The following is a 23,542-nucleotide window of genomic DNA, read 5'->3' as shown; positions in this document are numbered from 1 at the left end:
AGCGGGCGGCAAAGGTATGCGGTTCCCAACTTCTAGCCAGGGGTATACAGAAGGACCGCAGGCTATTCTGCTCTAGCTAGCCCCCAGTAGGCGGTGGTACTTGTGGGTGAACTCCCGGCGGGTGTTGCTCCGGGGAAACGCGGTAGCAGACTCCTCCACCCCTAGGTAGTCGCACAGCGGCCCCCAGCCCTGCCGCACGTTATACACCAACAGGCGATCGTGGGGAATGGTGGCCTTGACTTGGGCGTTCCAGTCGCGAAATCGTTGCAGCGCACGGGCCCTGCGCACCGCCTCATCCTGGGTACCGAGCTGCCAGAAGCTACCGGCCAGCTGAGCGACCTCCAGTAGCTGGCGCTGACGGCGCGAAAAGGGCAACTTGAGCGACATCCTGATCTTGCCCCCCAGGCTGGGCTCAGCGTCTAGGATCGTAGCACGGGCACTGCCGTACCAGGCCGCTTCGTCACGCACCGTGAGGATACATTTCGCTGTAGGATACTGCCGTAGCAGTGCTGCGTAGTTGGCAATGGTGGGAAAGTCTACGGCAGCTCCGTAACCATGGAATAGCCGGCTGAAGTCCGTAGTACCCGAGCGGTCCAGCTCCTTCCAGTATCGGATGTCGTGGGGCCGCGCCAGTAGCGTATCCATATGGTAGCACTTCCCGAAGCCTAGCTGCTCGAGGGCCAGTTTCAGGGAAAGCGTGCCGGTGCGGCCCAGTCCGAGGCCGATGACTTGGAGTGACATAGGTGGGTGGTACAGCGCTGGATAGAAAATTGTTCCGCCATTCATTGCACCTGCGCTCCCCGCCCGTAACGAGCCGCGCGCTGTGCTGTATATAGGGACAGAATTACCCCCTATGCCCACCCAAGCCTACGAAGAGGAAGTGTTCGACCTGGTCGAGGACCTGCGCGCCTACCGGACCACCCGCGGCGCGGCCTTTCGCTACTCCGATATCTACGACGCCACCGGACTGCAGTACGTGAACCTGGTGCAGGAGGGCGGCGGCATCCTGGGTATCGCGCTCCTGGGCTTCACCTACGTACTGGAGGAGCTGGGACTACGCTTCCTCAGCCTCGGAGGTACCAGCGCCGGCTCCATCAACACGCTGCTGATGGCCGACCTGGGCACCCCCGACGAGCCCAAGAGCCTGCGCATTCTGGAGCGGGTGGCGGGCAAGCAGTTCATGGACTTCGTAGACGGCGGCTACGATGCCGAGCAGCTCACCCTGCTGATCCAGGCGATGCGGGAGGGGCAGAGCGCCCTCTCTATCCTGAGTAAAGGACCGGAGGTCTTCGCCGCGCTCGGTAATCTGCCCGAGCTGTTCGACCGCTACGGCATCAATCCGGGCAGGCACTTCGAGGACTGGCTGCGCAGCGTGCTGCAGCACGACGACTGGTACGGTCTGCAGGAAAACCTGCGCCGGCTGCCGGATAATCTATACCAGCTATCCGACTACGGCGATCGTCGCTACCCGGTGGGCGTACAGGAGCTCGACCCCCGCCTCGCCATTCTGGCCGCCGACATCACGACGCAGACGAAGGTGGAATTTCCGCGCATGGCCGGACTGTACTACGACAAGCCCCTGGAGCGGCACCCGGCGGAGTTCGTACGGGCCTCGATGTCGATCCCCTTTTTCTTCGAGCCGAAGTCGATCCCGCTCGGCTGGCGGGCGGGCCGCGAGGAGGAAGTGCGCCGACAGTGGCGTAAGCTAGCCGGCTACCGCGGCACCCTGCCCGACGAGGTGCTGCTGGTGGACGGCGGCATCATGTCCAACTTCCCGATCGATGTGTTCCACCGGGCGGACACCATTCCGCAGCGGCCGACCATCGGGGTGAAACTGGGCGAGGACCGCGCTAGCTCCCAGACCATCACCCAGCTCACCGGCTTCGCAGGCGGCATCGCCGAGGGGATGCGTAACCTGCGCGACTTCGAATTTATCCGTAACAACCCCGAGTACCGGGCCCTGGTGGAGTACATCGACGTGGAGGGCTTCAACTGGCTCGACTTCGCGATCTCGGAGCAGGACAAGCTGCGGCTGTTCCGTCGGGGGGCCGAGGCGGCCAGCCGCTTCCTGCGCCGCTTCGACTGGTTGGAGTATAAGCAGGGCATCAAAGCCAATCTGCTGCGCCGCATCAAGCCTCTGGTGTGGGAACTCAGTGACCTGCGCGACCTGAGCGAGACCCTGGAGGTACTGGGCATCCGGGACGATAAGGAGCTCGAAGCCCGTATCAGACACATGCAGGAACGAGACGTACCGTATAACATCCTCTGGATCGACGACGCCTTCACCTACGCCCTGCCGCTGGCTATCCTGGACCGGCTACATACCCGCAGCGATACCGTACGCAGCAGCGACGAGGCCCTACGCCAACTGGATGTGCGCAACAAGGGCGATGGCCGCCCCAGCGGACGGATCGACCTCATCATCTCCGACCTCACGCGCCGCGAGGACAGCGGCAACGACAGCCTGCGCGGACTCGACTTCGCGGCCCTGCTCGCCCAAGACCCCGACTGGCGCGACATCCCGGTACTGATCTACGCCCATACCCGCGAAGGGCTGCGGGAGCAGTACGGCCGGGCCCTGCCACCCAATGTGGTCAATACGCCGGGCCGCGATACCGTCAGGCACCCCCATTTGGTGCAGGAAGTCGTGGACGCGCTGGGTAGGTTTGGCGACTTTGGGTGACCTTTACGGTCCACTAGTTGTCTTTCTCCTTCGTGAAGTACGTGCAGCAAGTCCGTGACTACTTTTCCGGCAATCCCTACCAGGAGCTGCTCGCCACCGCTTGGCATTATGCCCGGGGCATGCGGGGGCGCTACCTGCTGATCTACGCCATGTTCACCCTGGTGAACCTGATCATCTCGCTGCAGCCCATCGTGTTCGGCTACTTCATCAACTACCTGCAGCAGGAAGAAGGGGACCTGATCACTGCGGCCTGGATATACGGCGGGGCCTACCTGGCCATCATCCTGGGGCACTGGGCGTTCCAGTGGCCGGCCCGGCTGATGGAGCGGCGCATGGCCTACGACATCAGCCGCCGCCTGCTCACGGAGACCTACGACCGGGTCGTGCAGCTACCGCTAGACTGGCACCGCCGCCACCACTCCGGCGATACTATCAACCGGACCCGCAAGGCCTACGAAGCGCTCAAGAATTTCTTTGACAACGGCTTCACCTACTTCCAGACGCTGGTGCGGATGCTGCTGTCCATCGCCGCCATTCTGTACTTCTCGGCTGTATTCGGCGGGGTCGCGGGTGCAACGGGCGTACTCATCGTGCTCACCGTACTGGCCTTCGACCGGCCCATCATCGCCGCTACGATCGAGACCAACGAGCGGGAGAACGAGCTACTGGCGGGCCTGACCGATCACCTCGGCAACATCATCACCGTCACCACCCTGCGGCTCGGCCGGCAGACGAGCAAGCGGATCGATAAGCGCGTCCGGGCGGTGTGGCCCCCCTTCCTGCGCAACACCCAGCTCAATGAGCAGAAGTGGTTCACCACCAGCATCCTGATCGGACTGATGTACGTAGTGATCGTGATCGGCTATGTGTACCAGAACTACGTGCCGGGGGAGGTCTTCCTCGTGGGCGGACTGGTGACGCTGATCGGCTTCGTCAACCAGTTCTCCAATATGTTCAATGCCCTGACCGGGCAGTACAACACCGTCATCCGACTCCGGGCCGACCTGGCGGCCATCGACCCCATCACGGAAGCGTACGAGCGGCGCGCCCGGCCCCGGCTCCCGGTGGGCACGGCCCTCATCAAGGACTGGCAGGAGGTCGGCGTAAGCGACCTACAGTTCGTCTACGACCGGGAGAACGAGGACAGCCGAGGACTCAGCGATATCAAACTGCGACTGGGTCGCGGCCGGCGGATCGCCTTCATCGGTCCCAGCGGCAGCGGCAAGACCACCCTGCTGTACAACCTGCGCGGCCTTTACCCCCCGGACCATATTGCCCTGCGCTTCGACGACCGGATGGTGGATACCCCCGCGCAGCTGTACGAACAGACTACGCTGATCCCCCAGTCGCCCGAGATCTTCGAGGATACCATCCTGCACAACCTCCTCATGGGCATCAGCCGCAAGCCCGCCGACGTGGAGCGGGCCATCCACCTGGCCGCCATGGAGGACGTGGTCAGCAAGGCGGAGGACGGCCTGGATACGGTGCTCTCCGAGGGCGGAGCCAACCTGAGTGGGGGCCAGCGGCAGCGGCTGAGCATCGCCCGGGGACTACTCGCCGCCGAGTCCTCCACCCTACTGCTCCTCGACGAACCCACAAGCAGCCTGGACCCGCAGTCGGAGATGCTGGTGTACCAGCGCATCTTCGCCGCCTACCCCGACAAGACCATCGTGAGCACCCTGCACCGGCTGCACCTGCTGCGGGAGTTCGACTATATATACTACCTGGAGGACGGTCGCATTCAGAGTGAGGGCACGCTCGATCAGCTGATGCAGCGGAGCGGTGCGTTCCGGATGCTGTGGGAACGGCAGGTGGAGGCCTGACGCCCGTCGTGTGTTATGACACGGTGGTAGAATTCAGTTGCTCCTCCCCTACGGCCTGGCCGTACTTACTGCACTCAAGTACGCCGCTATGTTATCGCCCAAGGTCCGCAAGCAGTGGGGGCAGCTACTCCCCTTCGGTCTGTTGTTCTGCTTATCCAGTATTGTCACTCTCGCCATCGACGCTGCGGTGCTGGGTCCGGATGCCGAGTTACCGGTTTCCGCCATAGATCCTACACCGGGCATCTACCTGTTTGGTGTAGCCGCTATGGGTATCATCGGACTATTGATCGGCTACGTTGAGCTATACCTCCTGAGCGGTTTATTCCGGCACCGGACGCTGGTTGAGATGATCGTGTACAAGCTGGTTATCTACCTGATTCTGATGCACATACTGATCGTGCTGGTCTATCCGGTCGCGGCTGCCATGGAATTGGGTCAATCGCCCCTGCACCCGGATGTGCGGGACAAATTGAGTATTTACTTGGTCAGCCGGACCCACCTCAGCACTTCTTTGCAATTGGGAACGACCATCGCACTGGCGATCTTCTACGCACAGATCGGTCAGCACCTGGGCCATGCTAACCTGCTGAACTTCCTGACGGGTCGCTACCACCGGCCCCGGGAGGAAGCCCGGATTTTCCTCTTCGCGGATATGACGTCGAGCACTACGATCGCCGAGCAGTTAGGGCACCTGCGCTACTTCGATCTGCTAAAGGATTACTACGACGATCTCTCGCCGGCCATCACCCGCTACCTGGGTGAAGTGCACGAATACGTAGGTGACGAGGTGGTCATCTCCTGGACCTACCGGGAGGGCATCCATGCAGACAACTGCCTCCGCTGCTTCTTTGCCATGCGGCAGGAGCTGGAGCGGCGCCGGCCGTACTATCTGGCCAACTACGGAGTAGCCCCCACCTTCAAGGCCGGCCTCCACTGCGGTCACGTCACGACTGGGGAGATTGGTCTTTCCAAGAAGAAGATCGTGTTCACCGGTGACGTGCTCAATGCCACGGCGCGCATCATGGCCCTGTGCGGTCACTACAACACGGACCTGTTGCTCTCAGAATGTGTGGTGCGGGAGCTATCCGAGCGGGTCCGTCACCATACCGTCTTTCTGGAAGAGCAGCGGTTGCGGGGAAAGGCCGGCACGGTCATGCTATACACTACGGAGGATGTAGCGATCGCTGCTTAAGATTTATTATCCTTCCCGTACCGTAGGTTTACCCCATCAAACGCATCCCCCCGCCCCTCATCATGCTCTTTGCCATCATCGTCGTAGTGACGGTGCTGACCTACCTGCTGCCCGCCGGACTGTACGAGCGCATCGAGGTAGGCGGCAGGCTGCGGGTGGTGCCGGATAGCTACGCCGAGGTAGCCCCTAGCCCAGTGGGATTCTTCCAGATGTTCCGCGCCTTCCCGGAGGGGTACCGATTGGCTACGCCGGTCATTTTCATCTGTCTGGCCAGTGCGCTGATGTTCTCGGTGCTGGAGCGTACGCGCACCATCGAGAACGCCGTCGGCCGGCTGGTCTTCCGCATGGGCACAGAGCGGTCGGAACTCCTGCTAGTGCTGCTCACCTTCATGTACGCCCTGCTCGGCGTCATGGTGGGCTACGAAAACAACATTGCCACGGTACCCATCGCAGTGGTCGTGGTGCTGGCGCTGGGGGGCGACCTGGTCCTGGCAGCCGGGGTGAGTCTGGGGGGTATGACCGTTGCCTTCGGGCTCAGTCCCATCAATCCCTACACCGTGGGCATCGGGCATGACATTGCCGGACTACCGCTCTTCAGCGGCTGGGCACTGCGCAGCGTGCTCTGCTTCGGGGCCGTAGCCCTGACTGCTGTATACAACGTGCGCTACTACCGCCGACTACTGACCGATCCGGACAGCGGCATCGGGCGCGGGCTCGACACCACCGGTCTGGCACTCTCCCAGCCACTGGCCGACTACCGCGTCAGCGCCCGCAACTGGTGGCTGCTGGGGGTATTCCTGGCGGGTTTGGGGGCCGTGCTGTTCGGGGTGTTCCGACTGGGCTTCGGGATCAATGAGATCTCGGCGGTTTTTCTGATCGTGACGCTGGTGTGCGGTCTGACCAGCGGGCTATCCGCTAAGGTATTCAGTGAGGCGGCCCTGAAGTCCATCGCAGAAATGGCCCCGGCCACCTTCATCATCGGCATGGCGGCTACGGTGAAGGTGATCATGGAGCAGGGGCAGATCCAGGATACGATCAGCTACGGACTGGCCCAGGCGCTGGATGGTCTGCCCACCTACGCTTCGGCCGTAGGCATGTCGATCGGGCAGAGTGGTATCAACCTGCTCATTCCCAGCGGCTCGGGGCAAGCTTTGGCTACGCTGCCGGTGATGATCCCCCTGGGGCGGGCACTGGAGCTGAGTCCGCAGATCTCCATTCTTGCCTTTCAGATCGGCGATGGAGTCACGAACCTGTTCAATCCCTCCCTGGGTGGGTTGGTAGCAATGCTGGGCGTATGCCGGGTACCCTTCGATCGCTGGTTGCGGTTTATACTTCCGCTGACCGGTGTCTTGCTCGTATGGGCTTGGCTGGGTCTATTGGTGGCGGTGGCGATCGGGTACAGTTGAATCTGGGGGGAGACATTCACCGCACCTGCGGCCCCGCCACAAATGCTCATACAGAAGTCCTGAACCACCGTGCTCGGTAGCGTGTCTTAGCAGACTAAGCTCTGCCAGTGCCCGACCAGAAAGCTACCCCGCTAAAGAATACCTACTTCCTGCTGTTCGTCTTCGCCACCTTCGTGTCGAACGTGGGGACCTGGCTGTTTGCCATTGCGGCCGGCTGGCTGATGACGGACCTAGGCTCCTCGGCGCTCTCCGTATCGCTGGTGCAGACCGCCGCCCTGCTGCCCATGCTGCTGCTGGCCGTACCGGCGGGTACGGTGGGCGACCTGTTCGACCGGCGGCGGGTGGTGATCTACAGCCAGCTGTTCCTGATCGTCAATACCCTGACCTTTGCCTACCTGGTGTACCTCGAGCTGGCTTCGGTGAACCTGCTGCTGCTGTTTACCCTGCTAAACGGTGCAGGGGCGGCATTTGCCCGGCCGGTGCTCTCGGCCATCATCCCGCAGCTGGTAGAGCGCGATGAGCTACGTACGGCGATGGCGGCAGCTAGTATTTCGTTTAATCTGAGTCGGGCCGTGGGTCCGGTGCTGGCCGGTATCCTGATCGCGCGCTTCAGCATCGACCTGCCGTTCTGGATCGACGGATTGTCCTTTGCCGCCGTGGTCGCCGTGATCTACTTCTGGCGGCAGGACAAGGACGAGGCGGACACGCTGCCCCGCGAACCCCTCGGTCTGGCCATGATGGATTCGATCCGTTTCCTGCGCTACACGCCGGCCCTGTACAATAGCGTCCTGCGGTCGCTGGTCTTCTTCGTGAGCGCCGGCGCACTCTGGGCGCTGCTGCCACTAGTGGCCAAGGAGCGGCTCGGCGGCGGGGCGGACCTGTACGGCTACCTGGTCGGCGCGGCGGGTCTGGGCGCGGTGGTGGCCGGCCTGGTCAGCAACTGGCTCACGGACCGCTTCGGCTCCAATCACCTGACCGTGGCCGTATCCATCGTACTCGGTGTCGGTCTTGCCGCGCTGGGCTACACTACCCGGACCGAGATCGCACTGGCGGCCGCCTTCGTTTGCGGTATGTGCTGGCAAAGCGCCTTCACTAGTCTGATCACCTCGGCGCAGTACGCCCTGCCGAAGTGGTTCGGCGCGCGGGGGATGGCCTACTTCATTATGGCGATGTCGGGGGCCATTGCACTGGGCAGCGCGGTCTGGGGCTGGCTGGCCGACGTGACCAGCATCGAGATGGCGCACTACCTGGCGGCGGGTACGGGGGCTATCCTGGCGCCGCTGGGACTGCGGTTTCAGCTCGACCAGGCGGAGCAGGCCGATCTGCGCGCCGTGTCCGATACGACCTGTATACCTCCGGAGGATGAGCAGCACAGCGGGTGGGTCATGACGCGCATTCACTACCGGCTGGGGCAGGCCGATCCGCGGGAGGCTGCCGGGCGTATACAGTCCCTCAAACCCAAGCGGTACCGCGCCGGTGCCCTCCGCTGGGGGCTGTACCGCGAAGCCGGCCGGCAGGACGAATTGATCGAGGCCTTTATGGAGGCTAGCTGGAGTCAGCTGCAGCGCCATGCCCGCCACGTGACCCGCGAGGACGAGGGGCAGGTACGCGCCTTCGAGGAGTGGCTGCGGGCGCAGGGCGGCTCCGTCGAGCGGCAGTTGCTGGAGGAGGTCCGGTAGCCTAGCCCACCGAAGCGATCTCCACGTAGAACAGCAGGTCGCTGTTCGAGGGGATGCCCTGGCCGCGCCCCTTGGGTCCGTAGCCCAGTTTACTCGGAATGATGAGGGTGGCCTCGTCGCCCCACTGTAGCAGGGCGATCCCTTCGTCCCAGCCCGGGATGACCTGGCCGGTGCCGAGCACGAAGCGGGCACCCCGGATATTGCCGAAGGATTCATCGAATACCTCGGGCTTATCCTTCAGCATCCCCACGTAGTGCACTTCCACGTTCTTACCCGCCCGGGGTTGAGCCCCCTCCCCCTCCGCATGGAGGACGTAGCCCAGACCGGAGTCGGTATAGGTGACCTCCAACTCTCCGGCAAGGAAGGCTTCCCGCTGCTGGAGGGCGAAGGCCGTGCGGTCGGCGGAGCGCTGGCGTAGTTTGGCCTTGGTGGGTTTTTTCATGGTGGAATTGTAGTAGTGGGGCGGGTGCGCGGGTGCGGGGTTTGTAGAAGAGTAGCCGGATGGGTAAATCAGATCGGGTTAAGCCACTTCTAGAGCACGCGCTGCTGGAAATCCTTCAGCTGTTAAAGCGCATGAACTGCTGATGATTTCAGTGCGGTTAGCCCTTCGCTGTCCAGCCTCTAGTAAGCAACACTTATTGAGTATTCAATTCGTAGTCCGTCACCAGTACTTCTACGGGTAGGTCGAGGGCATCGTGGAGCCTGCGGATCATGTCGAGCGTAAGTCGCTTTTTGCGATTGAGTACTTCTGACACCCTGCTCTTCCCTCCGATGATTCCGATCAGGTCTTTCTGTTTGATGTTCCGTTCGTCCATACGAAGGCGAATGGTTTCAATGGGATCGGGAGGGGCAATGGGGTGGTGCTTCGCTTCGTAGGATTCAATGATAAGGGTGAGTACTTCGGCTTCGTCGCCCGCTGCTGTGTTGGAGGGCGCATCGAAGATCTCGTCGAGCCGGGCCAGTGCCGTATCGTACTCCTGCTCGTTCCGTATTGGCTTGACATTCATTAGATTAGACTTTGGTTGCATCAATATTATCGTACTCGCGGTGTGTACCGATAAACTTTATAAAAACGGTAGCGCGCTCATAATTTATTCTTACGATGAGTCGGTAGGTGTTCCCTTTGATATTAAATACGACTCGATTATCTCCGACTAGGCTTGCACTCGCCTGAAAGGATTTCACATCATTGGGCGTTGCCCAGTTTGCCGCTTTCACCCTTTGGTACCAATCCTTGAGGGCCTGCTCGGCCGCTGGCTCAGCGGACCAATATTCACGGAGCGTCCGCTTAGCGATGATTCTCATAAACTATAGCTATACCGGCGGAAGGTAGATAAAGTTCTCTGAATGAGAACTATTAATAGCTGGTAGAATTCATTCTCTGTCTAGCGTAGCTACCGTCTCCCTAGCGATCGGAAGATGCAGCCACCTACTGAGGCCCCTCCCCTATCTTCGCCCCATGCCCAATCCCGCTACCGACAAACGCCTTTTTCTGCTCGACGGCCACGCCCTGGTGTACCGTGCCCACTTTGCCTTTATCAACCGGCCCCTGATCAACTCCAAGGGGATCAACACCTCGGCGATGCACGGCTTCACGCGCACGCTGTGGGACCTGATGAAGAACCAGCAGCCTACGCACTTGGCGGTGGTATTCGATCCGGATGGGCCGACCTTTCGCAACGAGCTAGCCGCCGACTACAAGGCCAACCGGGAAGAGCAGCCGGAGGACATCGGTGTGGCCTTCCCGTACGTGCATCAGATCCTGCAGGCCTTTAAGATCCCCACCATCATCGTGCCCAACTTCGAGGCCGACGACGTGATCGGTACCCTGGCCAAGCAGGCCGCGCGGCAGGGCTACGAGGTGTACATGGTGACACCCGACAAGGACTACGGGCAGCTGGTAGAGGAGAAGATCTTCATGTACAAGCCCAGCCGCATGGGTAACGGGATCGAGATCCTGGGCGTAGATGAGATTAACAAGAAGTGGGGCATCGAACGGCCCGAACAGGTGATCGATATGCTGGGCCTGATGGGTGATTCGGTGGATAATATCCCCGGCGTGCCTGGGGTGGGTCCGAAGACGGCCGCCAAGTTCATCGCCGAGTACGGCAGCATGGAGAATCTACTGGCTAACAAGGACAAGATCCGGGGCAAGAATAAAGAGCGGCTCACCGAGTTTGAGGAGCAGGCCCGCCTAAGTCGGCTGCTAGCGACCATCGACATCAACGTGCCCATTCAGTTCGACGAGAAAGCCTATATCATCGAGGACTTCGACCGCGAGTACCTGACGGACGTGTTCCGGGAGTTGGAGTTCCGCAGCATTGCTAACGAGATCTTGGGGCTGGAGGAGGACAGCAAACCGGCCTCCGCCCAGGGGGATCTGTTTGCCGCCCCCCGTTCGCCTTCCCGGAAGTACACCGCACCTGCGTCCGCGCCCGCACACGCCGTAGCGGATAAGAACTTTGAGAATACCGAGCAGGCCTACCATAAGGCGGAGTCGGCCGAGGAGCGCGCCGCACTGGTAGACCAACTTACGCAGCAGCCGCTGATCTCCTTCGATACCGAGACCACCAGCGTGGACCCCACGACCGCCGAGCTGGTGGGGATGAGCTTCGCCTGGACCAAGGGGGAGGCCTACTACGTCCCCGTGCCCGCCGACCGGGCGGAGGCCGAACGGATCGTAGCGGAATTCGCGCCCGTCCTGGCCGACGAGACCGTCGATAAAGTGGGGCAAAACCTCAAGTACGACATGATCGTACTCGAACGCTACGGTGCCCCGGTAAAGGGTAAGCTGCTGGACACCATGGTGATGCACTACCTGCTACACCCCGACAAGCGGCACGCTATGGACCTGCTCAGCGAGGAGTACCTCAACTACAAACCGGTACCCATCAAGGACCTGATCGGTAAGGGGAAAAACCAGCTGACGATGCGCGACGTGGACGTCGACAAGGTCGTCGACTACGCCTGCGAGGATGCCGATATCACCCTGCGGCTCTACCACGCGCTGTGGCCGGAGCTGGAGGAGGAAGGGCTGGTGGAACTCTACGAAACGGTCGAAGCGCCACTGATCCCGGTATTGCGCGATATCGAGCTGGCGGGTATCAACGTCGACGGAGACTTCCTGAACAACTACAGTAAAACGCTGACCGAAGAGCTGCACCGGATCGAAAAAGAGATCTACGAGGCGGCGGGCTCCGAGTTCAATATCGGCTCGCCGAAGCAGATCGGAGAGATCCTGTTCGGCCGCATGGGGGTACCGTATAAGGGCAGTAAGACCAAGACCGGGCAGTTCAAGACCGACGAGGCGACGCTGACCGAAGTAGCCGTAGACTTCCCGATCGTCAAGCTGATCCTGCGCCACCGCAGCCTGAGCAAGCTGATCGGCACCTACGTGGATGCCCTGCCCTTGCTGATGAACGAGGACGGCCGGATCCACTCCAGCTTCAATCAGACCATCGCGGCGACGGGCCGACTGAGTAGCGCCAATCCGAACCTACAGAACATACCGGTACGTACCCCGGAGGGGGCCGAGGTGCGCAAGGCCTTTATTCCGCGCGACAAAGACCACGTACTACTGGCCAGTGACTACTCGCAGATCGAGCTGCGGCTGGTGGCGGCGCTGAGTCAGGACGAGGGAATGCTGGACGCCTTTAAGACCGGCAAGGACATCCACACTGCCACGGCTGCGCTGATCTTCGACGTACCCTACGAGGAGGTGACGCGGCTACACCGCTACCAGGCTAAGACGATCAACTTCGCCATCCTGTACGGGGCCGGGGCTACGCGCCTGACGCAGGAGCTGGAGATCAGCCGGTCCGAGGCCAGCGAACTCATCGCCAACTACTACGAGCGGTTTACTGGCCTGAAGCAGTTTATGAGCGGTACGGTGCAGCAGGCTAAGGAAGAAGGCTTCGTCACTACCCTGCTGGGCCGCAAGCGTTCCCTGCGCGACATCAACAGCCGCAGCAGCGTGGCCCGAGCCCTGGCCGAGCGCATGGCCATGAACACCCCGATCCAGGGCACGGCGGCCGACATGATCAAGCTGGCGATGATCCGCATTCACAAGGCGCTGCGCGAGCAGGGCTTTAAGACCCGGATGATCTTGCAGGTCCATGACGAACTGGTCTTCGATGCCCCCCGCGACGAGGTAGAGCGGGTGACCCCACTGATCGAGGAGCTGATGCGTGAGGCCATTCCGAACCTGGACGTGCCGATCGTGGTCGAAACCGGAATCGGAGAAAACTGGTTAGAAGCGCATTAAGGGCCTGCGGCCTGGTTAGACCCCTTCGGGGGTTAGATCGCCTTCGGCTCGTTAGACCGCTAAAGCGGGTCAGACCGTCTGCCGGCGGGTAGATCGCTGCGCTCGTCAGTAAGTAGTATGGCACGTAAGGGAAAGAACTATACGGATCGGATGCGGGGCCCGGTGGGCGGGTGCGAGTTGTGTGGGCGGGTGCAGCCGCTGACGGAGCATCACCTGATCCCGCGGGCCGTGCACCGGAAGACGTACTTCCAGAAGCTGTTTACGAAGGTGGAGATGACGGAGCAGCGCATCAGTATTTGTCGCAAATGTCACAAGGGCATTCACCGCATCATACCGGACGAAAAAGAGCTGGCGCGCAACTACTACACCAAGGAGTTGCTACTGGCGGACGAGCGGATCCGGCGGCATGTGGACTGGGTGGCTAAGCAAAGGTAGACCTGGCTGCGCCGGGGGTAGACCGCTCGCTGACGCATTCGGGTGTAGACCGCTAAAGCGGGTAGAGCTACCGCGTCTACTCCGCGTCAGCGGTCTACCCTAGCGAAGCTAGGTCTGCCTTTTTTCTTGGCCTACGGCCAAGAAAAAAGGCAAGCCGGAATGAACCAGCTTGCCCGAACATTAACCAAAAACCCAGCAAAAGACATGACCTTAGATTTTGCGAATCCAGGTACCGAGGGGGGTCGGCACCAGTCGCGATAATAGTCAAGCCATGCAGGAAGTCGCTACTACGCTGAGCCGCGGTTCCGGGTTGCCGGAATGGTCAGTTCAGCGGAATGTCGAATGGTTCTTCCCTAAGCAGCAGGTGATTGGTTGGCAGCAAAGATAAAACTGCCGGTGATAGAATCCGCAAGTTAGGACATAGTTCGCACTCACGGATTTTTTTTGCCTCAAACATGCGCCCCAAACCTACCGTTGCACTTAGCACGCCGCACTGAAGCGGCTAAAAACGTACCCATGCAACTTACCGAATCACAACAGACCGAAAAGGAGGCCGTAGCCGCCCAACTACTCGCCATCAAGGAGAACTCATACCAGAACATGATGGCCATGCAGAACGCCGACATGAACGAGGCGGAGTCCACCAATGACAACGTCCAGAATATGTTTGAGGACGGCAAAGTAGACCAGAGCATCAACCGCGTCGAAGCCCGCGCTTCGGTCGTCGAGGCGCTGCAGCACGACATCCGGGTACTGGCCAACCTGAGTGAGATCGAGCCTACCGAGGAGATCCAGCTTGGCGACATCATCGAGACCGACCAGGGTACCTTTTTCGTAGGCGCCGCCAGCGACGAGTTTGAGGTGAACGGCAAGAAGTACCGCGGTATTTCCACCGATAGTCCCCTCTACCTGGCCCTGCGCGGTAAGCACAACGGCGATAAGGTCGAGGTGAACGGCACCAGCTTTACCCTCAAGAACTCCTACTAGGGCGTGACCCTGCAGCAGGCCCAGGCCACCGTAGACGAGTGGATCAATACCGTAGGAGTACGCTACTACGGCGAACTCACCAATACGGCCATTCTCATGGAGGAGACGGGGGAGGTAGCACGACTTATGGCACGCCTTTACGGCGAGCAGTCCTTCAAGGACCCCCAAGACGCCGCTACCGCTCCCGCCCAGCTTGCTGACGAGTTAGCCGACGTGCTCTTCGTACTGATCTGCCTGGCCAATCAGACCGGGGTAAACCTTACCGAAGCCCTCCGGCAGAACCTGCTCAAGAAAACGGGCCGCGACGCCGAGCGGCATCAGAATAATCCAAAGCTACAGTAAGATGTATCACCGGGGCGGGACCGCAGGTGCAAGGGCTACTTTTCAAACATTTTTTGTAATCATATGAGTTATAAAACGTGATTTATCGCTAATAAGCGGATTTTTTATCGCTCAAAAGCGTGCAAAAGCTTGTGCAGTTGGAACAAGGTGTTTATATTTGTAGCGTCGCAAAACAAAAGCAGTTTTAAACAAACAGGATAATGGCAGATAACCACAAAGACACCGCCGCGAAGCTTAAGGCCCTCCAGATGACGATCGATCGGCTGGACAAGGCCTACGGCAAGGGCACCATCATGCGCCTCGGCGAATCACAGGCCGCTAATGTAGAGGCCATCCCCACCGGCTCGCTCGGGCTCGACGTAGCCCTCGGCATCGGTGGCTTCCCCAAGGGACGGATCATCGAGATCTACGGCCCGGAAAGCTCGGGTAAGACCACCCTGGCTATTCACGCCATCGCCGAGTGCCAGAAGCGTGGCGGTATCGCCGCTATCGTGGACGCGGAGCACGCCTTTGACCGCTTCTATGCCCAGAGCCTGGGAGTAGATACCGACAACCTCCTCATCTCGCAGCCCGACAACGGCGAGCAGGCGCTGGAGATCACCGAAAACCTCATCCGCTCGGGTGCCGTCGATATCATCGTCGTGGACTCCGTCGCCGCACTCGTACCCCGGGCCGAGATCGAAGGCGAGATGGGTGACAGCAAGATGGGTCTGCAGGCGCGTCTGATGTCGCAGGCCATGCGTAAGCTGACCGGCACGATCGGCAAGACCGGCTGCTGCTGTATCTTCATCAACCAGCTGCGCGAGAAGATCGGCGTCATGTTCGGCAACCCCGAGACCACCACGGGCGGTAACGCACTGAAGTTCTACGCTTCGATGCGGATCGATATCCGGCGTACCGGCGCGGCCATCAAGGATAAGGAAGGCAACGTCGTAGGCAACCACGTCAAGGTCAAAGTAGCTAAGAACAAGCTGGCTCCCCCCTTCCGGATCGCGGAGTTCGATATCATGTACGGCGAGGGCATCTCCAAAGTAGGCGAGATTGTCGACCTCGGTGTCGACCAGGACATCATCACCAAGTCCGGTGCCTGGTACGGCTACGACGACGCCAAGATCGCCCAGGGCCGCGAAGCCGCCAAGATGTTCATGCTCGATAACCCCGAAGTAGCCGACGAGGTAGAAGCCAAGATCAAGGCCAAGCTCATGGGCCTCGAGGAAGAAGCCCGCGCCAACCGCAACGGTAAGGGCAAGAAAGCCGACGCTGAGGTAGCTGAGGCCGATGCTTAGCGCTGAGTTCGTATAGATTAGTGACGCCCACTCCGGTTCTCTGGGGTGGGCGTTTTTTTAAACACGGAGGTTCACGGAGGGGAAAGCACGGAGGGTACACGGAGCGTCCCACTGTACTACCCCACCTCCGTGCAACTCCGTGCCCAACCTCCGTGCACCTCCGTGTTTAACCTACCACCCCACACCACACCACACCACACCACCACACCCTAAAACCAAAGCCGTAACTTTACCCCTCCCAAAATCCCCACCCCCATGAGCCGTGATTCCGCCGTTTTCGACCGTATCGACCGTGAACTCGACCGCCAACGCAACGGCATCGAACTGATCGCATCGGAAAACTTCACCAGTGCCGCCGTCCTGGAGGCTGTAGGTAGCTGCCTGACCAACAAATACGCGGAGGGCTATCCCGGCAAGCGCTACTACGGGGGCTGTGAGGTCGTAGACGAAATAGAGCAGCTGGCCATCGACCGACTGTGTGAACTGTTCGGCGCCACCTACGCCAACGTGCAACCGCACTCCGGTGCCCAGGCGAATGCGGCGGTGTTCCTGGCCTGTTTGAAGCCCGGCGACAAGACCTTAGGCTTCAGCCTGAGCCACGGCGGTCACTTGAGTCACGGCCATCCAGCCAACTTCAGCGGTAAGCACTTCAAGGCTAACTTCTACGGGGTAGAGGAGGCTACGGGACTGATCGATATGGACAAGGTGGCCGAAAAGGCCCGCGAGGTCGAACCCAAGATGATCATCTGCGGTGCATCCGCCTACAGCCGCGACTGGGATTACGCCCGCTTCCGGGCCATCGCCGACGAGGTAGGTGCTATCCTACTGGCCGACATTGCGCACCCCGCCGGACTCATCGCTGCCGGTCTGCTCAACGACCCCCTCCCCCACTGCCACATCGTGACCAGCACCACCCATAAGACCCTACGCGGCCCCCGTGGCGGCATCATCATGATGGGCCAGGACTTCGATAACCCCTTCGGCAAGACAACCAAAAAGGGTACGATGATCAAGATGAGCCGGTTGCTCGATAGCGCGGTGTTCCCCGGCATGCAGGGTGGCCCCCTGGAGCACGTCATTGCTGGTAAGGCCGTAGCCTTCGGGGAGTGCTTGAATGAAAACTGGAAGGCCTACGGTAAGCAGGTGATTGCCAACGCCCAAGCTATGGCCGAAGCCCTGGTCGAACGCGGCTACCACATCATCAGCGGCGGCACGGATAACCACAGCATGCTCATCGACCTGAGCAATAAAGAGATCACCGGCCGTGACGCGGAAGAAGCCCTGGGTAAGGCGGACATCACCCTGAACAAGAATATGGTGCCCTTCGACAAGAAGTCGGCCATGGTCACCAGTGGTATCCGGATCGGCACGGCGGCCATCACTACCCGCGGTTTTACGGAGGCAGACTGTCGGCAGACCGTAGCGTGGATCGACCAGGTCATCTCCAATGCGGAAGACGATGCGCTACTCGGCAACATCCGGCAGGAGGTACACCAGTTCATGGCACGCTTTCCGCTCTACGAGGGCGAGCTAGTCAGCTAGGTCATTCAGCCAGTACGATCGAATCATTGGGAACCGGGAAGCGCAAGAGTCGCTTCCCGGTTTTCCTGTTTCTGTAGCCTCCGCATTCCAAATATTTAACTTCGCTTTCATACCCGCTACGTATATTAATCGCGTTAGTCTGTGGATGGCTACCACCACATTCGGTTTCCTGCCTATTTTGCCCGCTTACTCCCCCAGTCGTATGAAGGTCTTTTGCACCGTCTTGTTGTTTTGTGTTCTTCAGTTTGCTCCCTCCCTTTTCGCTCAGCAGGTTTACCGCGGTGACCTCTCTCAGCTTACGACGACGGAGCAACGGTGGGTAGATTCGGTGTATACCAGCATGAGCGAAGACGAGCGGCTCGGCCAGCTGTTCATGATCCGCGCCCACAGCGACCTCGGTGCCGATCACGAGGCCAGCGTCGAACGGCAGATCAAGGAGTACCACGTCGGCGGTCTGTGTTTCTTCCAGGGCACCCCCGAAAAGCAGCTCCAGCTCACCAACCGCTACCAGGGCATGAGCGAGCTGCCGATGATGGTCAGTATGGACGCCGAGTGGGGCCTGGGCATGCGGCTTCCCGACCAGACCATCTCCTACCCCAAACAGCTCGCACTCGGGGCCATTCGCAACAACCAACTGATCTACGATATGGGCGCCGAGATCGCCCGACAGATGCGCCGGCTGGGCGTGAACGTGAGCTTCAGCCCCGTGCTCGACGTCAACAATAACCCCAACAACCCCGTCATCGCGACCCGCTCCTTCGGCGAAGATCGCTATAATGTGACCGCCAAGGGCTACATGTACATGAAGGGCCTGCAGGACAACGGCATCCTGGCCAGCGCCAAGCACTTCCCCGGCCACGGAGATACCGATGTCGATAGTCACCTCGACCTCCCAGTCATCAACCACAGCCGCGCCCGGCTCGACAGCATCGAGCTCTACCCCTTCCGCGCACTCATCCGCTACGGCATCGGTAGTATGATGGCCGCTCACCTACAGATCCCGGCACTCGACCCCCGTCCCAATCGCCCCTCCTCCCTGAGTAAGCCCATCGTGACCGACCTACTCCGGAAGGAGCTGGGCTTCACCGGACTCATCTTTACGGACGGACTGGAGATGAAGGGCGTCACCAAGCACTACGGCGACGGAGAAGTAGAAGCGGAAGCCATCGCAGCGGGCTCTGACATCCTCCTGCTACCCGAGGATATCGGTGCTTCCTTCAAGGCCGTCAAGCGCTACCTGGCCGAGGGGAAGATCACCCAGGCTGGTCTGGAGGAAAAAGTACGCCGGGTACTCCTGTCTAAGTACCGGCTCGGACTAGACAAGGCCAGCTTCCCCGCGGAGGCTAACCTGCGTGCCGATCTCAATAACGCACGGGCCGTAGCACTCAAGCAGGAACTCTTCGAGGCCGCTATGACGCTGGTACGTGATAAGCAACAGCTCGTCCCCGTACAGACACCCGCCGACGGCAAGCTGGTGAGTCTCCAGATCGGAGCGGCAAAGACTACCCCCTTCGCGGAACGGCTGGATGACTACGGTCAGCTCACCCACCTCATTGCCGGCAGCACCCCCACCGCTACCGAGCGCAAGCAACTGCTGGAGCGCATCAAGCCGAACGATGTAGTACTCGCCAGCCTCTACAGCGATGGCAGTCGCTTCATCGAGAAAGTACCCATGTCAAGCGACCTGCTCGGACTACTCCGGGAAGTTGACGCCAAGGCAAAGCTTGTACTTACCGTATTCGGCAACCCCTACAGCCTCGCCGCCCTGGATGAATTCGGTACCGTACTGGAAGCCTACACCCGCGATGAGGTAGCCCAGGACGCCGCCGCCCAGGCGCTGTTCGGGGCCAACCGTATCACGGGCCGCCTACCCGTCACGGCCAGTAAGAAATCCGCCTACAATGCCGGTCTGGAAACCACCGCCAACTACCGCATGGGCTACGGTAATCCCGAGAGCGTAGGTATCGACGGCGAGCGCCTCACCAGCCGGATCGACGCCCTCGCCAGAGATGCTATGGCAAAGAAGGCTACCCCCGGCATGGTTGTCCTGGTAGCCCGCAGCGGAAAGATCGTCTTCGAAAAGGCCTACGGACGGCATACTTATAGTCCGCGTAGCCGGGCGGTCAGCGTGAACGATGTGTACGACCTGGCCTCCGTCACCAAAGTAGCTGCCACCACGCTCTGCGTCATGAAACTGGTAGACGAGGGCAAGATCGACCTCGACAAGCCCCTGGGCCACTACCTCTCCGAACTCACCGGCAGCAATAAGGAGCCTCTCATCATCCGCGACGTACTTGCGCACCGTGCAGGTCTGCACAGCTGGATTCCCTTCTACCGTTACACGCTCGGGCCGGGCAAACACCCTAAGCCCAGCTCCCAGTACTACCGCACCGTACAGACCGGCAACTTCGTGGTCCCGGTCACGGATGAGCTGTTCATGAATAAGGTGTACGTGGACTCCGTCTGGCAACGCATCTACGACAGCCCGCTGCCTAACATCGGCCGCTACCGCTACAGCGACCTGGGCTTTTACCTCCTGGCCAAACTGGTGGACCGGGTCAGCGGCCTGACCGTCGACGAATTCGCCGCGCGCAACTTCTATTACCCCATGGGGCTGGAATCCCTGCGTTACAACCCCCTGCGCTCGATCGCCCGCGATCGCATCCCCCCCACCGAGATCGACAACTACTTCCGGATGGCCGCCGTACAGGGGCACGTCCACGATATGGGCGCCGGTATGATGGGTGGAGTAAGTGGTCATGCCGGCCTGTTCGGCTCGGCCCACGATCTGGCCGCGCTATTCCAGATGCTCCTGCAGGAGGGCAGCTACGGGGGCAAGCAGTACCTCTCCCCCGCTACCGTCAAACTGTTTACCACCCGTTATCCGGGCGAACTGCGGCGCGGCCTGGGCTTCGACATGAAGAACCTCGACGAGAACCGCTCGCCAAACATCGCGCAGGACGCTTCCGCCCGCACGTTCGGCCACCTCGGCTTCACGGGTACGGCAGTCTGGGCCGATCCGGAGGAAGAACTGGTGTACGTGTTCTTATCCAACCGCACCTTCCCCAGTATGGAGAACAACAAGCTCGGTCGGATGAACACCCGCCTCAAGGGACAGGCGGCAGCCTACGACGCCCTGGCGGCTCCTACCGTTCGTAAGCCCGGTTCGGCTATCGGACAGAATGATGCTACCGCGCGCCTGGGTAAGCGCCCGTAAGCACTACTAGGGCTTCACGCCACTAGTGCCTCCACTCACCGTCTTGATCAGGTAGCCGGCCGGTAGCTGTGTATTTAGCTCCATACCATTCAGTACTGAGAACTCCTGCAGCCGCGTCTGCGGAATACCGGCGTTCAGTAGTGCCTGCTGGAGGGTAGTCGCTACGGGCACCGTGACGATCTTGATCCGCTCGGGCTGGCGGTTGAGTTTACTCTGGTCCGTCAGCTCACTGAAGCTCCGGATGGTGTTCTCCATGAGTGGGGCGTACTTGCGGAAGTTCTGGGCCACCGACAGGCCGGTAAGCATGTAGATATTTCCCCCGTAAGCGATGAAGCTAGTGATGACCCCCAATTTCTGGGTCTGTCCGCTCTGCTGGTCCTGCTGAGTGATCTCACCGACCAGGGTTGTAGCGGGCAGTCCGTTAATCGCCTGATCGCTGGAGCTGCTGACCTGTAGTTTACTCTGCGTCACGAACTCTTCGGCCGCGGCCCGGGTATCGGTGCCCTGTGCCAGCCGCATCTGCATCATGGCATCCTGGTTAGGGCTCACCATCTGCACCATGGTGGGTGCATTGATCAGTTGCCAGTCCTTCGGGATACCAAACCGAAAGCGCAGGGCGGGGTGGTAGAAGGCACCGCTTTCCACGTAACCCTGATCGGGGTCTTCGCCGTACAGCAGGCCATCGATCCGGCGCAGGTAGCCGTCGCGATCCACTTCATAGTCGGTTTTCGTATCGGCCGCCTGAGCGGCTATGGTTAGTTCCTGTACGCGTGCTTCGCGGTTGAGCGGATCGGGGTGGGTACTCAGGAAGCTGGGGGCACGATTCTCGGCACCGCCGCTGAGGCGGTCGAGGGTCTTGAAGAAGCCGGCCATCTCCTTGGAGTCATAGCCGATGGCGGTGGAGTACTTCACGCCTAGTTCGTCCGACTGACTCTCGGCGTCGCGGCCGTACTTAAGGAACAGGAGCTGCATACCCTGCATCAGGCTTTCGCCCTGACTGGCTAGTTCGGGCGAAAGGATCATACCCACCATGGCCGCGCCACCGAGGAGCTGCTGCTTGCTCTGCTGGGCTACGGTATGCCGCGCCGTGACGTGGCCGATCTCGTGGCCCAGTACACCGGCAAACTGCGCCTCGTTATTGAAGTGAGCCATGATACCGCGCGTGAAGTACACGAAGCCGCCGGGTACGGCAAAGGCATTTACTACGTCGGAATCTACCAGCCGAAAGGTCCAGGGCAGGTTAGGCCGCTCACTGATGGCCGCCATTTCTTTGCCCTTTTCGCTGAGAAAAGACTGCAACTGGGGGTCTTCATAGATACCGAACTCAGCCACCACCTGCGGGTCGTAGCTCTGCCCCATCTGGATCTCACTCTCTTCCGAGATGAACGAAATCTGCTTCTTTCCCGTCACCGGATTGGTTGCGCAGCTGGGGAGTAGAACGCCGAGCGATAGCACGAGGGCTAGGACGGAAAGGCGGGAAAGCGATAGGTACATGCGTTGGTCTGAACTGGTTTACCCTGCTAGAAGTCAAGTGTTGCACCAGAAGTTTGCATGGAAAGGTTAAGCCTGCGGCTTGGTTAGTCGCTGCGCTGGTTAGATCGCCTTCGGCTCGGTAGACGCTGCGCTGGTTAGGAGGGCGCCGGTGCCGGGGCGGTCGGGGTATAGGGCATAGCCAGTCTGGGGGTCGAAGGTGACACCCTCGGCCGGATCGTGAGCCAGTAGCATAGCCCCGTCGAGGTCGGCATAGTCGAGTTCGGGGAGTAGCTGGGCGATGGCGCTGATGCCTACGCTGCTTTCGGTCATGCAGCCGGCCATAACGCCCAGACCAAGCGCACGCGCCCGGTCGATCATCCGGCGGGCGGGCAGGAGTCCACCGCACTTGACCACCTTGATGTTGATGCCACTGAACAGGTCCGCACAGCGGTCCACGTCGGCCTCCGTCTGGCAGCTTTCGTCGGCGAACACGGGGAGTACGCAGTGGCGGTTCAGTAGCTGCTGGCCCGCCACATCCTCCGGCCGGAGCGGCTGCTCGATAAATTGTACGTCCAGTTCCTTCAGATGGATGGCGTGGTCGATGGTCTGCCGGGCGGTCCACCCCGTGTTGGCGTCCACGTAGAAGGGGGCATCCGTATGCTTGCGTAGCTCCCGGATGATATTGACGTCATCGCCTCCCCCGCCGAGCTTGATCTTGTACACCGGCCAGGGGGTAGCCCGCAGCTTACGCACCATCTCCGGCAACGGGGCCAGACCGATGGTGTAGCAGGTCGGCGTCATCCGGCGGCGGTTCTGCTTCCATAACGTACCGAGTCGTTTACCGGCCTGCTTGGCATACAGGTCATGCAGGGCCACGTCAATCGCGCAGCGCAGGAAGGGGTTCAGCTCAGTGGGCAGGTCGCGCAGTAGTCCCTCTACGCCCAGTACGTCCAGGTCTTCCACGGTCCAGGGCGCGATCGCGGGTGCTAGGTCTTCCAGGAGGGCGGTGCAGGTAGCCGTCTCTAGCCCGTAGTAGCGGGTCATGGGGGCTTCCCCAAGTCCGGACAGGCCACTGGCTTCGTCCCGCAGTTCTACAATGAGGGTGGGCTGCACCGTACGGCTTTCGTGGGCGATGCGGAAGGGGTCCCGGAGGGGGAGGTCGTAGGGGTGGATACTGAGGTGCATGGGATAGAAATGAGGCCCCCGCCTGCGT

Annotated in this window: 18 protein-coding genes; 12 read left to right on the top strand and 6 right to left on the bottom strand. The window is 60.7% G+C overall.

Annotated features, from left to right (window positions below):
* Positions 1 to 72: 72 nt before the first annotated feature.
* Positions 73 to 741 (bottom strand): sulfotransferase family protein, encoded by a 669-nt coding sequence (locus MJQ68_RS01035; protein WP_238749114.1) that lies wholly within the window; start codon positions 739 to 741, stop codon positions 73 to 75.
* Between the two features lie 112 nt (positions 742 to 853).
* Here MJQ68_RS01035 and MJQ68_RS01030 point away from each other — a divergent pair, with 112 nt between their 5' ends.
* The 5 genes from MJQ68_RS01030 to MJQ68_RS01010 all read left to right on the top strand — a co-directional run bounded on the left by MJQ68_RS01030 (position 854) and on the right by MJQ68_RS01010 (position 8,783).
* Positions 854 to 2,683 (top strand): patatin-like phospholipase family protein, encoded by a 1,830-nt coding sequence (locus MJQ68_RS01030; protein WP_238749113.1) that lies wholly within the window; start codon positions 854 to 856, stop codon positions 2,681 to 2,683.
* 17 nt (positions 2,684 to 2,700) lie between these two features.
* Entirely contained in the window at positions 2,701 to 4,506 is a 1,806-nt protein-coding gene (locus MJQ68_RS01025; protein WP_238749112.1) for an ABC transporter ATP-binding protein, read from the top strand.
* 88 nt (positions 4,507 to 4,594) lie between these two features.
* A complete protein-coding gene (locus MJQ68_RS01020) occupies positions 4,595 to 5,698 on the top strand; it encodes an adenylate/guanylate cyclase domain-containing protein (RefSeq protein ID WP_238749111.1) in 1,104 nt (367 codons plus the stop codon).
* Positions 5,699 to 5,760: 62 nt separating this feature from the next.
* Positions 5,761 to 7,104 (top strand): YfcC family protein, encoded by a 1,344-nt coding sequence (locus MJQ68_RS01015; RefSeq protein ID WP_238749110.1) that lies wholly within the window; start codon positions 5,761 to 5,763, stop codon positions 7,102 to 7,104.
* A gap of 107 nt (positions 7,105 to 7,211) precedes the next feature.
* On the top strand, positions 7,212 to 8,783 hold the full coding sequence (locus MJQ68_RS01010; protein WP_238749109.1) for an MFS transporter: 1,572 nt from the start codon (positions 7,212 to 7,214) through the stop codon (positions 8,781 to 8,783).
* A gap of 1 nt (position 8,784) precedes the next feature.
* Here the strand turns inward: MJQ68_RS01010 and MJQ68_RS01005 are convergent, their stop codons facing one another.
* From MJQ68_RS01005 to MJQ68_RS00995, 3 genes are all read right to left on the bottom strand, one after another.
* Positions 8,785 to 9,225: an FKBP-type peptidyl-prolyl cis-trans isomerase gene (locus tag MJQ68_RS01005; RefSeq protein WP_238749108.1), complete on the bottom strand. Its 441-nt coding sequence runs from the start codon at positions 9,223 to 9,225 to the stop codon at positions 8,785 to 8,787.
* A 193-nt stretch (positions 9,226 to 9,418) separates the two neighbouring features.
* Positions 9,419 to 9,790 (bottom strand): helix-turn-helix domain-containing protein, encoded by a 372-nt coding sequence (locus tag MJQ68_RS01000; RefSeq protein ID WP_238749107.1) that lies wholly within the window; start codon positions 9,788 to 9,790, stop codon positions 9,419 to 9,421.
* A 4-nt stretch (positions 9,791 to 9,794) separates the two neighbouring features.
* Positions 9,795 to 10,088: a type II toxin-antitoxin system HigB family toxin gene (locus MJQ68_RS00995; RefSeq protein ID WP_238749106.1), complete on the bottom strand. Its 294-nt coding sequence runs from the start codon at positions 10,086 to 10,088 to the stop codon at positions 9,795 to 9,797.
* A 154-nt stretch (positions 10,089 to 10,242) separates the two neighbouring features.
* Between MJQ68_RS00995 and polA the strand changes: the two genes are divergently transcribed.
* The 7 genes from polA (at position 10,243) to MJQ68_RS00960 (ending at position 20,856) form a co-directional block, all read left to right on the top strand.
* On the top strand, positions 10,243 to 13,047 hold the full coding sequence (gene polA, locus MJQ68_RS00990; RefSeq protein WP_238749105.1) for a DNA polymerase I: 2,805 nt from the start codon (positions 10,243 to 10,245) through the stop codon (positions 13,045 to 13,047).
* A 117-nt stretch (positions 13,048 to 13,164) separates the two neighbouring features.
* Positions 13,165 to 13,482 carry a hypothetical protein gene (locus MJQ68_RS00985; RefSeq protein WP_238749104.1) on the top strand — a complete coding sequence of 106 codons (318 nt, stop codon included), beginning with the start codon at positions 13,165 to 13,167 and terminating at the stop codon, positions 13,480 to 13,482.
* Positions 13,483 to 13,998: 516 nt separating this feature from the next.
* Positions 13,999 to 14,469 carry a hypothetical protein gene (locus tag MJQ68_RS00980; RefSeq protein WP_238749103.1) on the top strand — a complete coding sequence of 157 codons (471 nt, stop codon included), beginning with the start codon at positions 13,999 to 14,001 and terminating at the stop codon, positions 14,467 to 14,469.
* A gap of 3 nt (positions 14,470 to 14,472) precedes the next feature.
* A complete protein-coding gene (locus MJQ68_RS00975; RefSeq protein ID WP_238749102.1) occupies positions 14,473 to 14,811 on the top strand; it encodes a nucleotide pyrophosphohydrolase in 339 nt (112 codons plus the stop codon).
* A 200-nt stretch (positions 14,812 to 15,011) separates the two neighbouring features.
* Complete coding sequence (recA, locus tag MJQ68_RS00970) at positions 15,012 to 16,097, top strand: recombinase RecA (protein WP_238749101.1); 1,086 nt, start codon at positions 15,012 to 15,014, stop codon at positions 16,095 to 16,097.
* A 255-nt stretch (positions 16,098 to 16,352) separates the two neighbouring features.
* Complete coding sequence (gene glyA / locus MJQ68_RS00965; protein ID WP_238749100.1) at positions 16,353 to 17,639, top strand: serine hydroxymethyltransferase; 1,287 nt, start codon at positions 16,353 to 16,355, stop codon at positions 17,637 to 17,639.
* A 202-nt stretch (positions 17,640 to 17,841) separates the two neighbouring features.
* Positions 17,842 to 20,856, top strand: coding sequence for a glycoside hydrolase family 3 N-terminal domain-containing protein (locus tag MJQ68_RS00960; protein WP_238749099.1), 3,015 nt, complete (start codon positions 17,842 to 17,844; stop codon positions 20,854 to 20,856).
* A 6-nt stretch (positions 20,857 to 20,862) separates the two neighbouring features.
* On the opposite strand, the gene MJQ68_RS00955 is transcribed toward MJQ68_RS00960, so the two are convergent.
* Together MJQ68_RS00955 and MJQ68_RS00950 are read right to left on the bottom strand one after the other, a co-directional pair.
* Positions 20,863 to 22,350 (bottom strand): M48 family metalloprotease, encoded by a 1,488-nt coding sequence (locus tag MJQ68_RS00955; RefSeq protein ID WP_238749098.1) that lies wholly within the window; start codon positions 22,348 to 22,350, stop codon positions 20,863 to 20,865.
* A 99-nt stretch (positions 22,351 to 22,449) separates the two neighbouring features.
* A complete protein-coding gene (locus MJQ68_RS00950) occupies positions 22,450 to 23,514 on the bottom strand; it encodes a dipeptide epimerase (RefSeq protein WP_238749097.1) in 1,065 nt (354 codons plus the stop codon).
* Between the last annotated feature and the right edge of the window lie 28 nt (positions 23,515 to 23,542).

The organism is Neolewinella maritima (assembly GCF_923081025.1).
Lineage (GTDB): Bacteria > Bacteroidota > Bacteroidia > Chitinophagales > Saprospiraceae > Neolewinella > Neolewinella maritima.
This window is presented reverse-complemented; position numbering and strand designations above follow the sequence as displayed.

Coding starts and splice junctions, on each gene's coding strand:
- MJQ68_RS01035 (WP_238749114.1), bottom strand. CDS start 741: ATGTCACTCCAAGTCATCGGCCTCGGACTGGGCCGCACCGGCACGCTT.
- MJQ68_RS01030 (WP_238749113.1), top strand. CDS start 854: ATGCCCACCCAAGCCTACGAAGAGGAAGTGTTCGACCTGGTCGAGGAC.
- MJQ68_RS01020 (WP_238749111.1), top strand. CDS start 4,595: ATGTTATCGCCCAAGGTCCGCAAGCAGTGGGGGCAGCTACTCCCCTTC.
- MJQ68_RS01015 (WP_238749110.1), top strand. CDS start 5,761: ATGCTCTTTGCCATCATCGTCGTAGTGACGGTGCTGACCTACCTGCTG.
- MJQ68_RS01005 (WP_238749108.1), bottom strand. CDS start 9,225: ATGAAAAAACCCACCAAGGCCAAACTACGCCAGCGCTCCGCCGACCGC.
- MJQ68_RS01000 (WP_238749107.1), bottom strand. CDS start 9,790: ATGAATGTCAAGCCAATACGGAACGAGCAGGAGTACGATACGGCACTG.
- MJQ68_RS00995 (WP_238749106.1), bottom strand. CDS start 10,088: ATGAGAATCATCGCTAAGCGGACGCTCCGTGAATATTGGTCCGCTGAG.
- polA (WP_238749105.1), top strand. CDS start 10,243: ATGCCCAATCCCGCTACCGACAAACGCCTTTTTCTGCTCGACGGCCAC.
- MJQ68_RS00985 (WP_238749104.1), top strand. CDS start 13,165: ATGGCACGTAAGGGAAAGAACTATACGGATCGGATGCGGGGCCCGGTG.
- MJQ68_RS00980 (WP_238749103.1), top strand. CDS start 13,999: ATGCAACTTACCGAATCACAACAGACCGAAAAGGAGGCCGTAGCCGCC.
- recA (WP_238749101.1), top strand. CDS start 15,012: ATGGCAGATAACCACAAAGACACCGCCGCGAAGCTTAAGGCCCTCCAG.
- glyA (WP_238749100.1), top strand. CDS start 16,353: ATGAGCCGTGATTCCGCCGTTTTCGACCGTATCGACCGTGAACTCGAC.
- MJQ68_RS00960 (WP_238749099.1), top strand. CDS start 17,842: ATGAAGGTCTTTTGCACCGTCTTGTTGTTTTGTGTTCTTCAGTTTGCT.
- MJQ68_RS00955 (WP_238749098.1), bottom strand. CDS start 22,350: ATGTACCTATCGCTTTCCCGCCTTTCCGTCCTAGCCCTCGTGCTATCG.
- MJQ68_RS00950 (WP_238749097.1), bottom strand. CDS start 23,514: ATGCACCTCAGTATCCACCCCTACGACCTCCCCCTCCGGGACCCCTTC.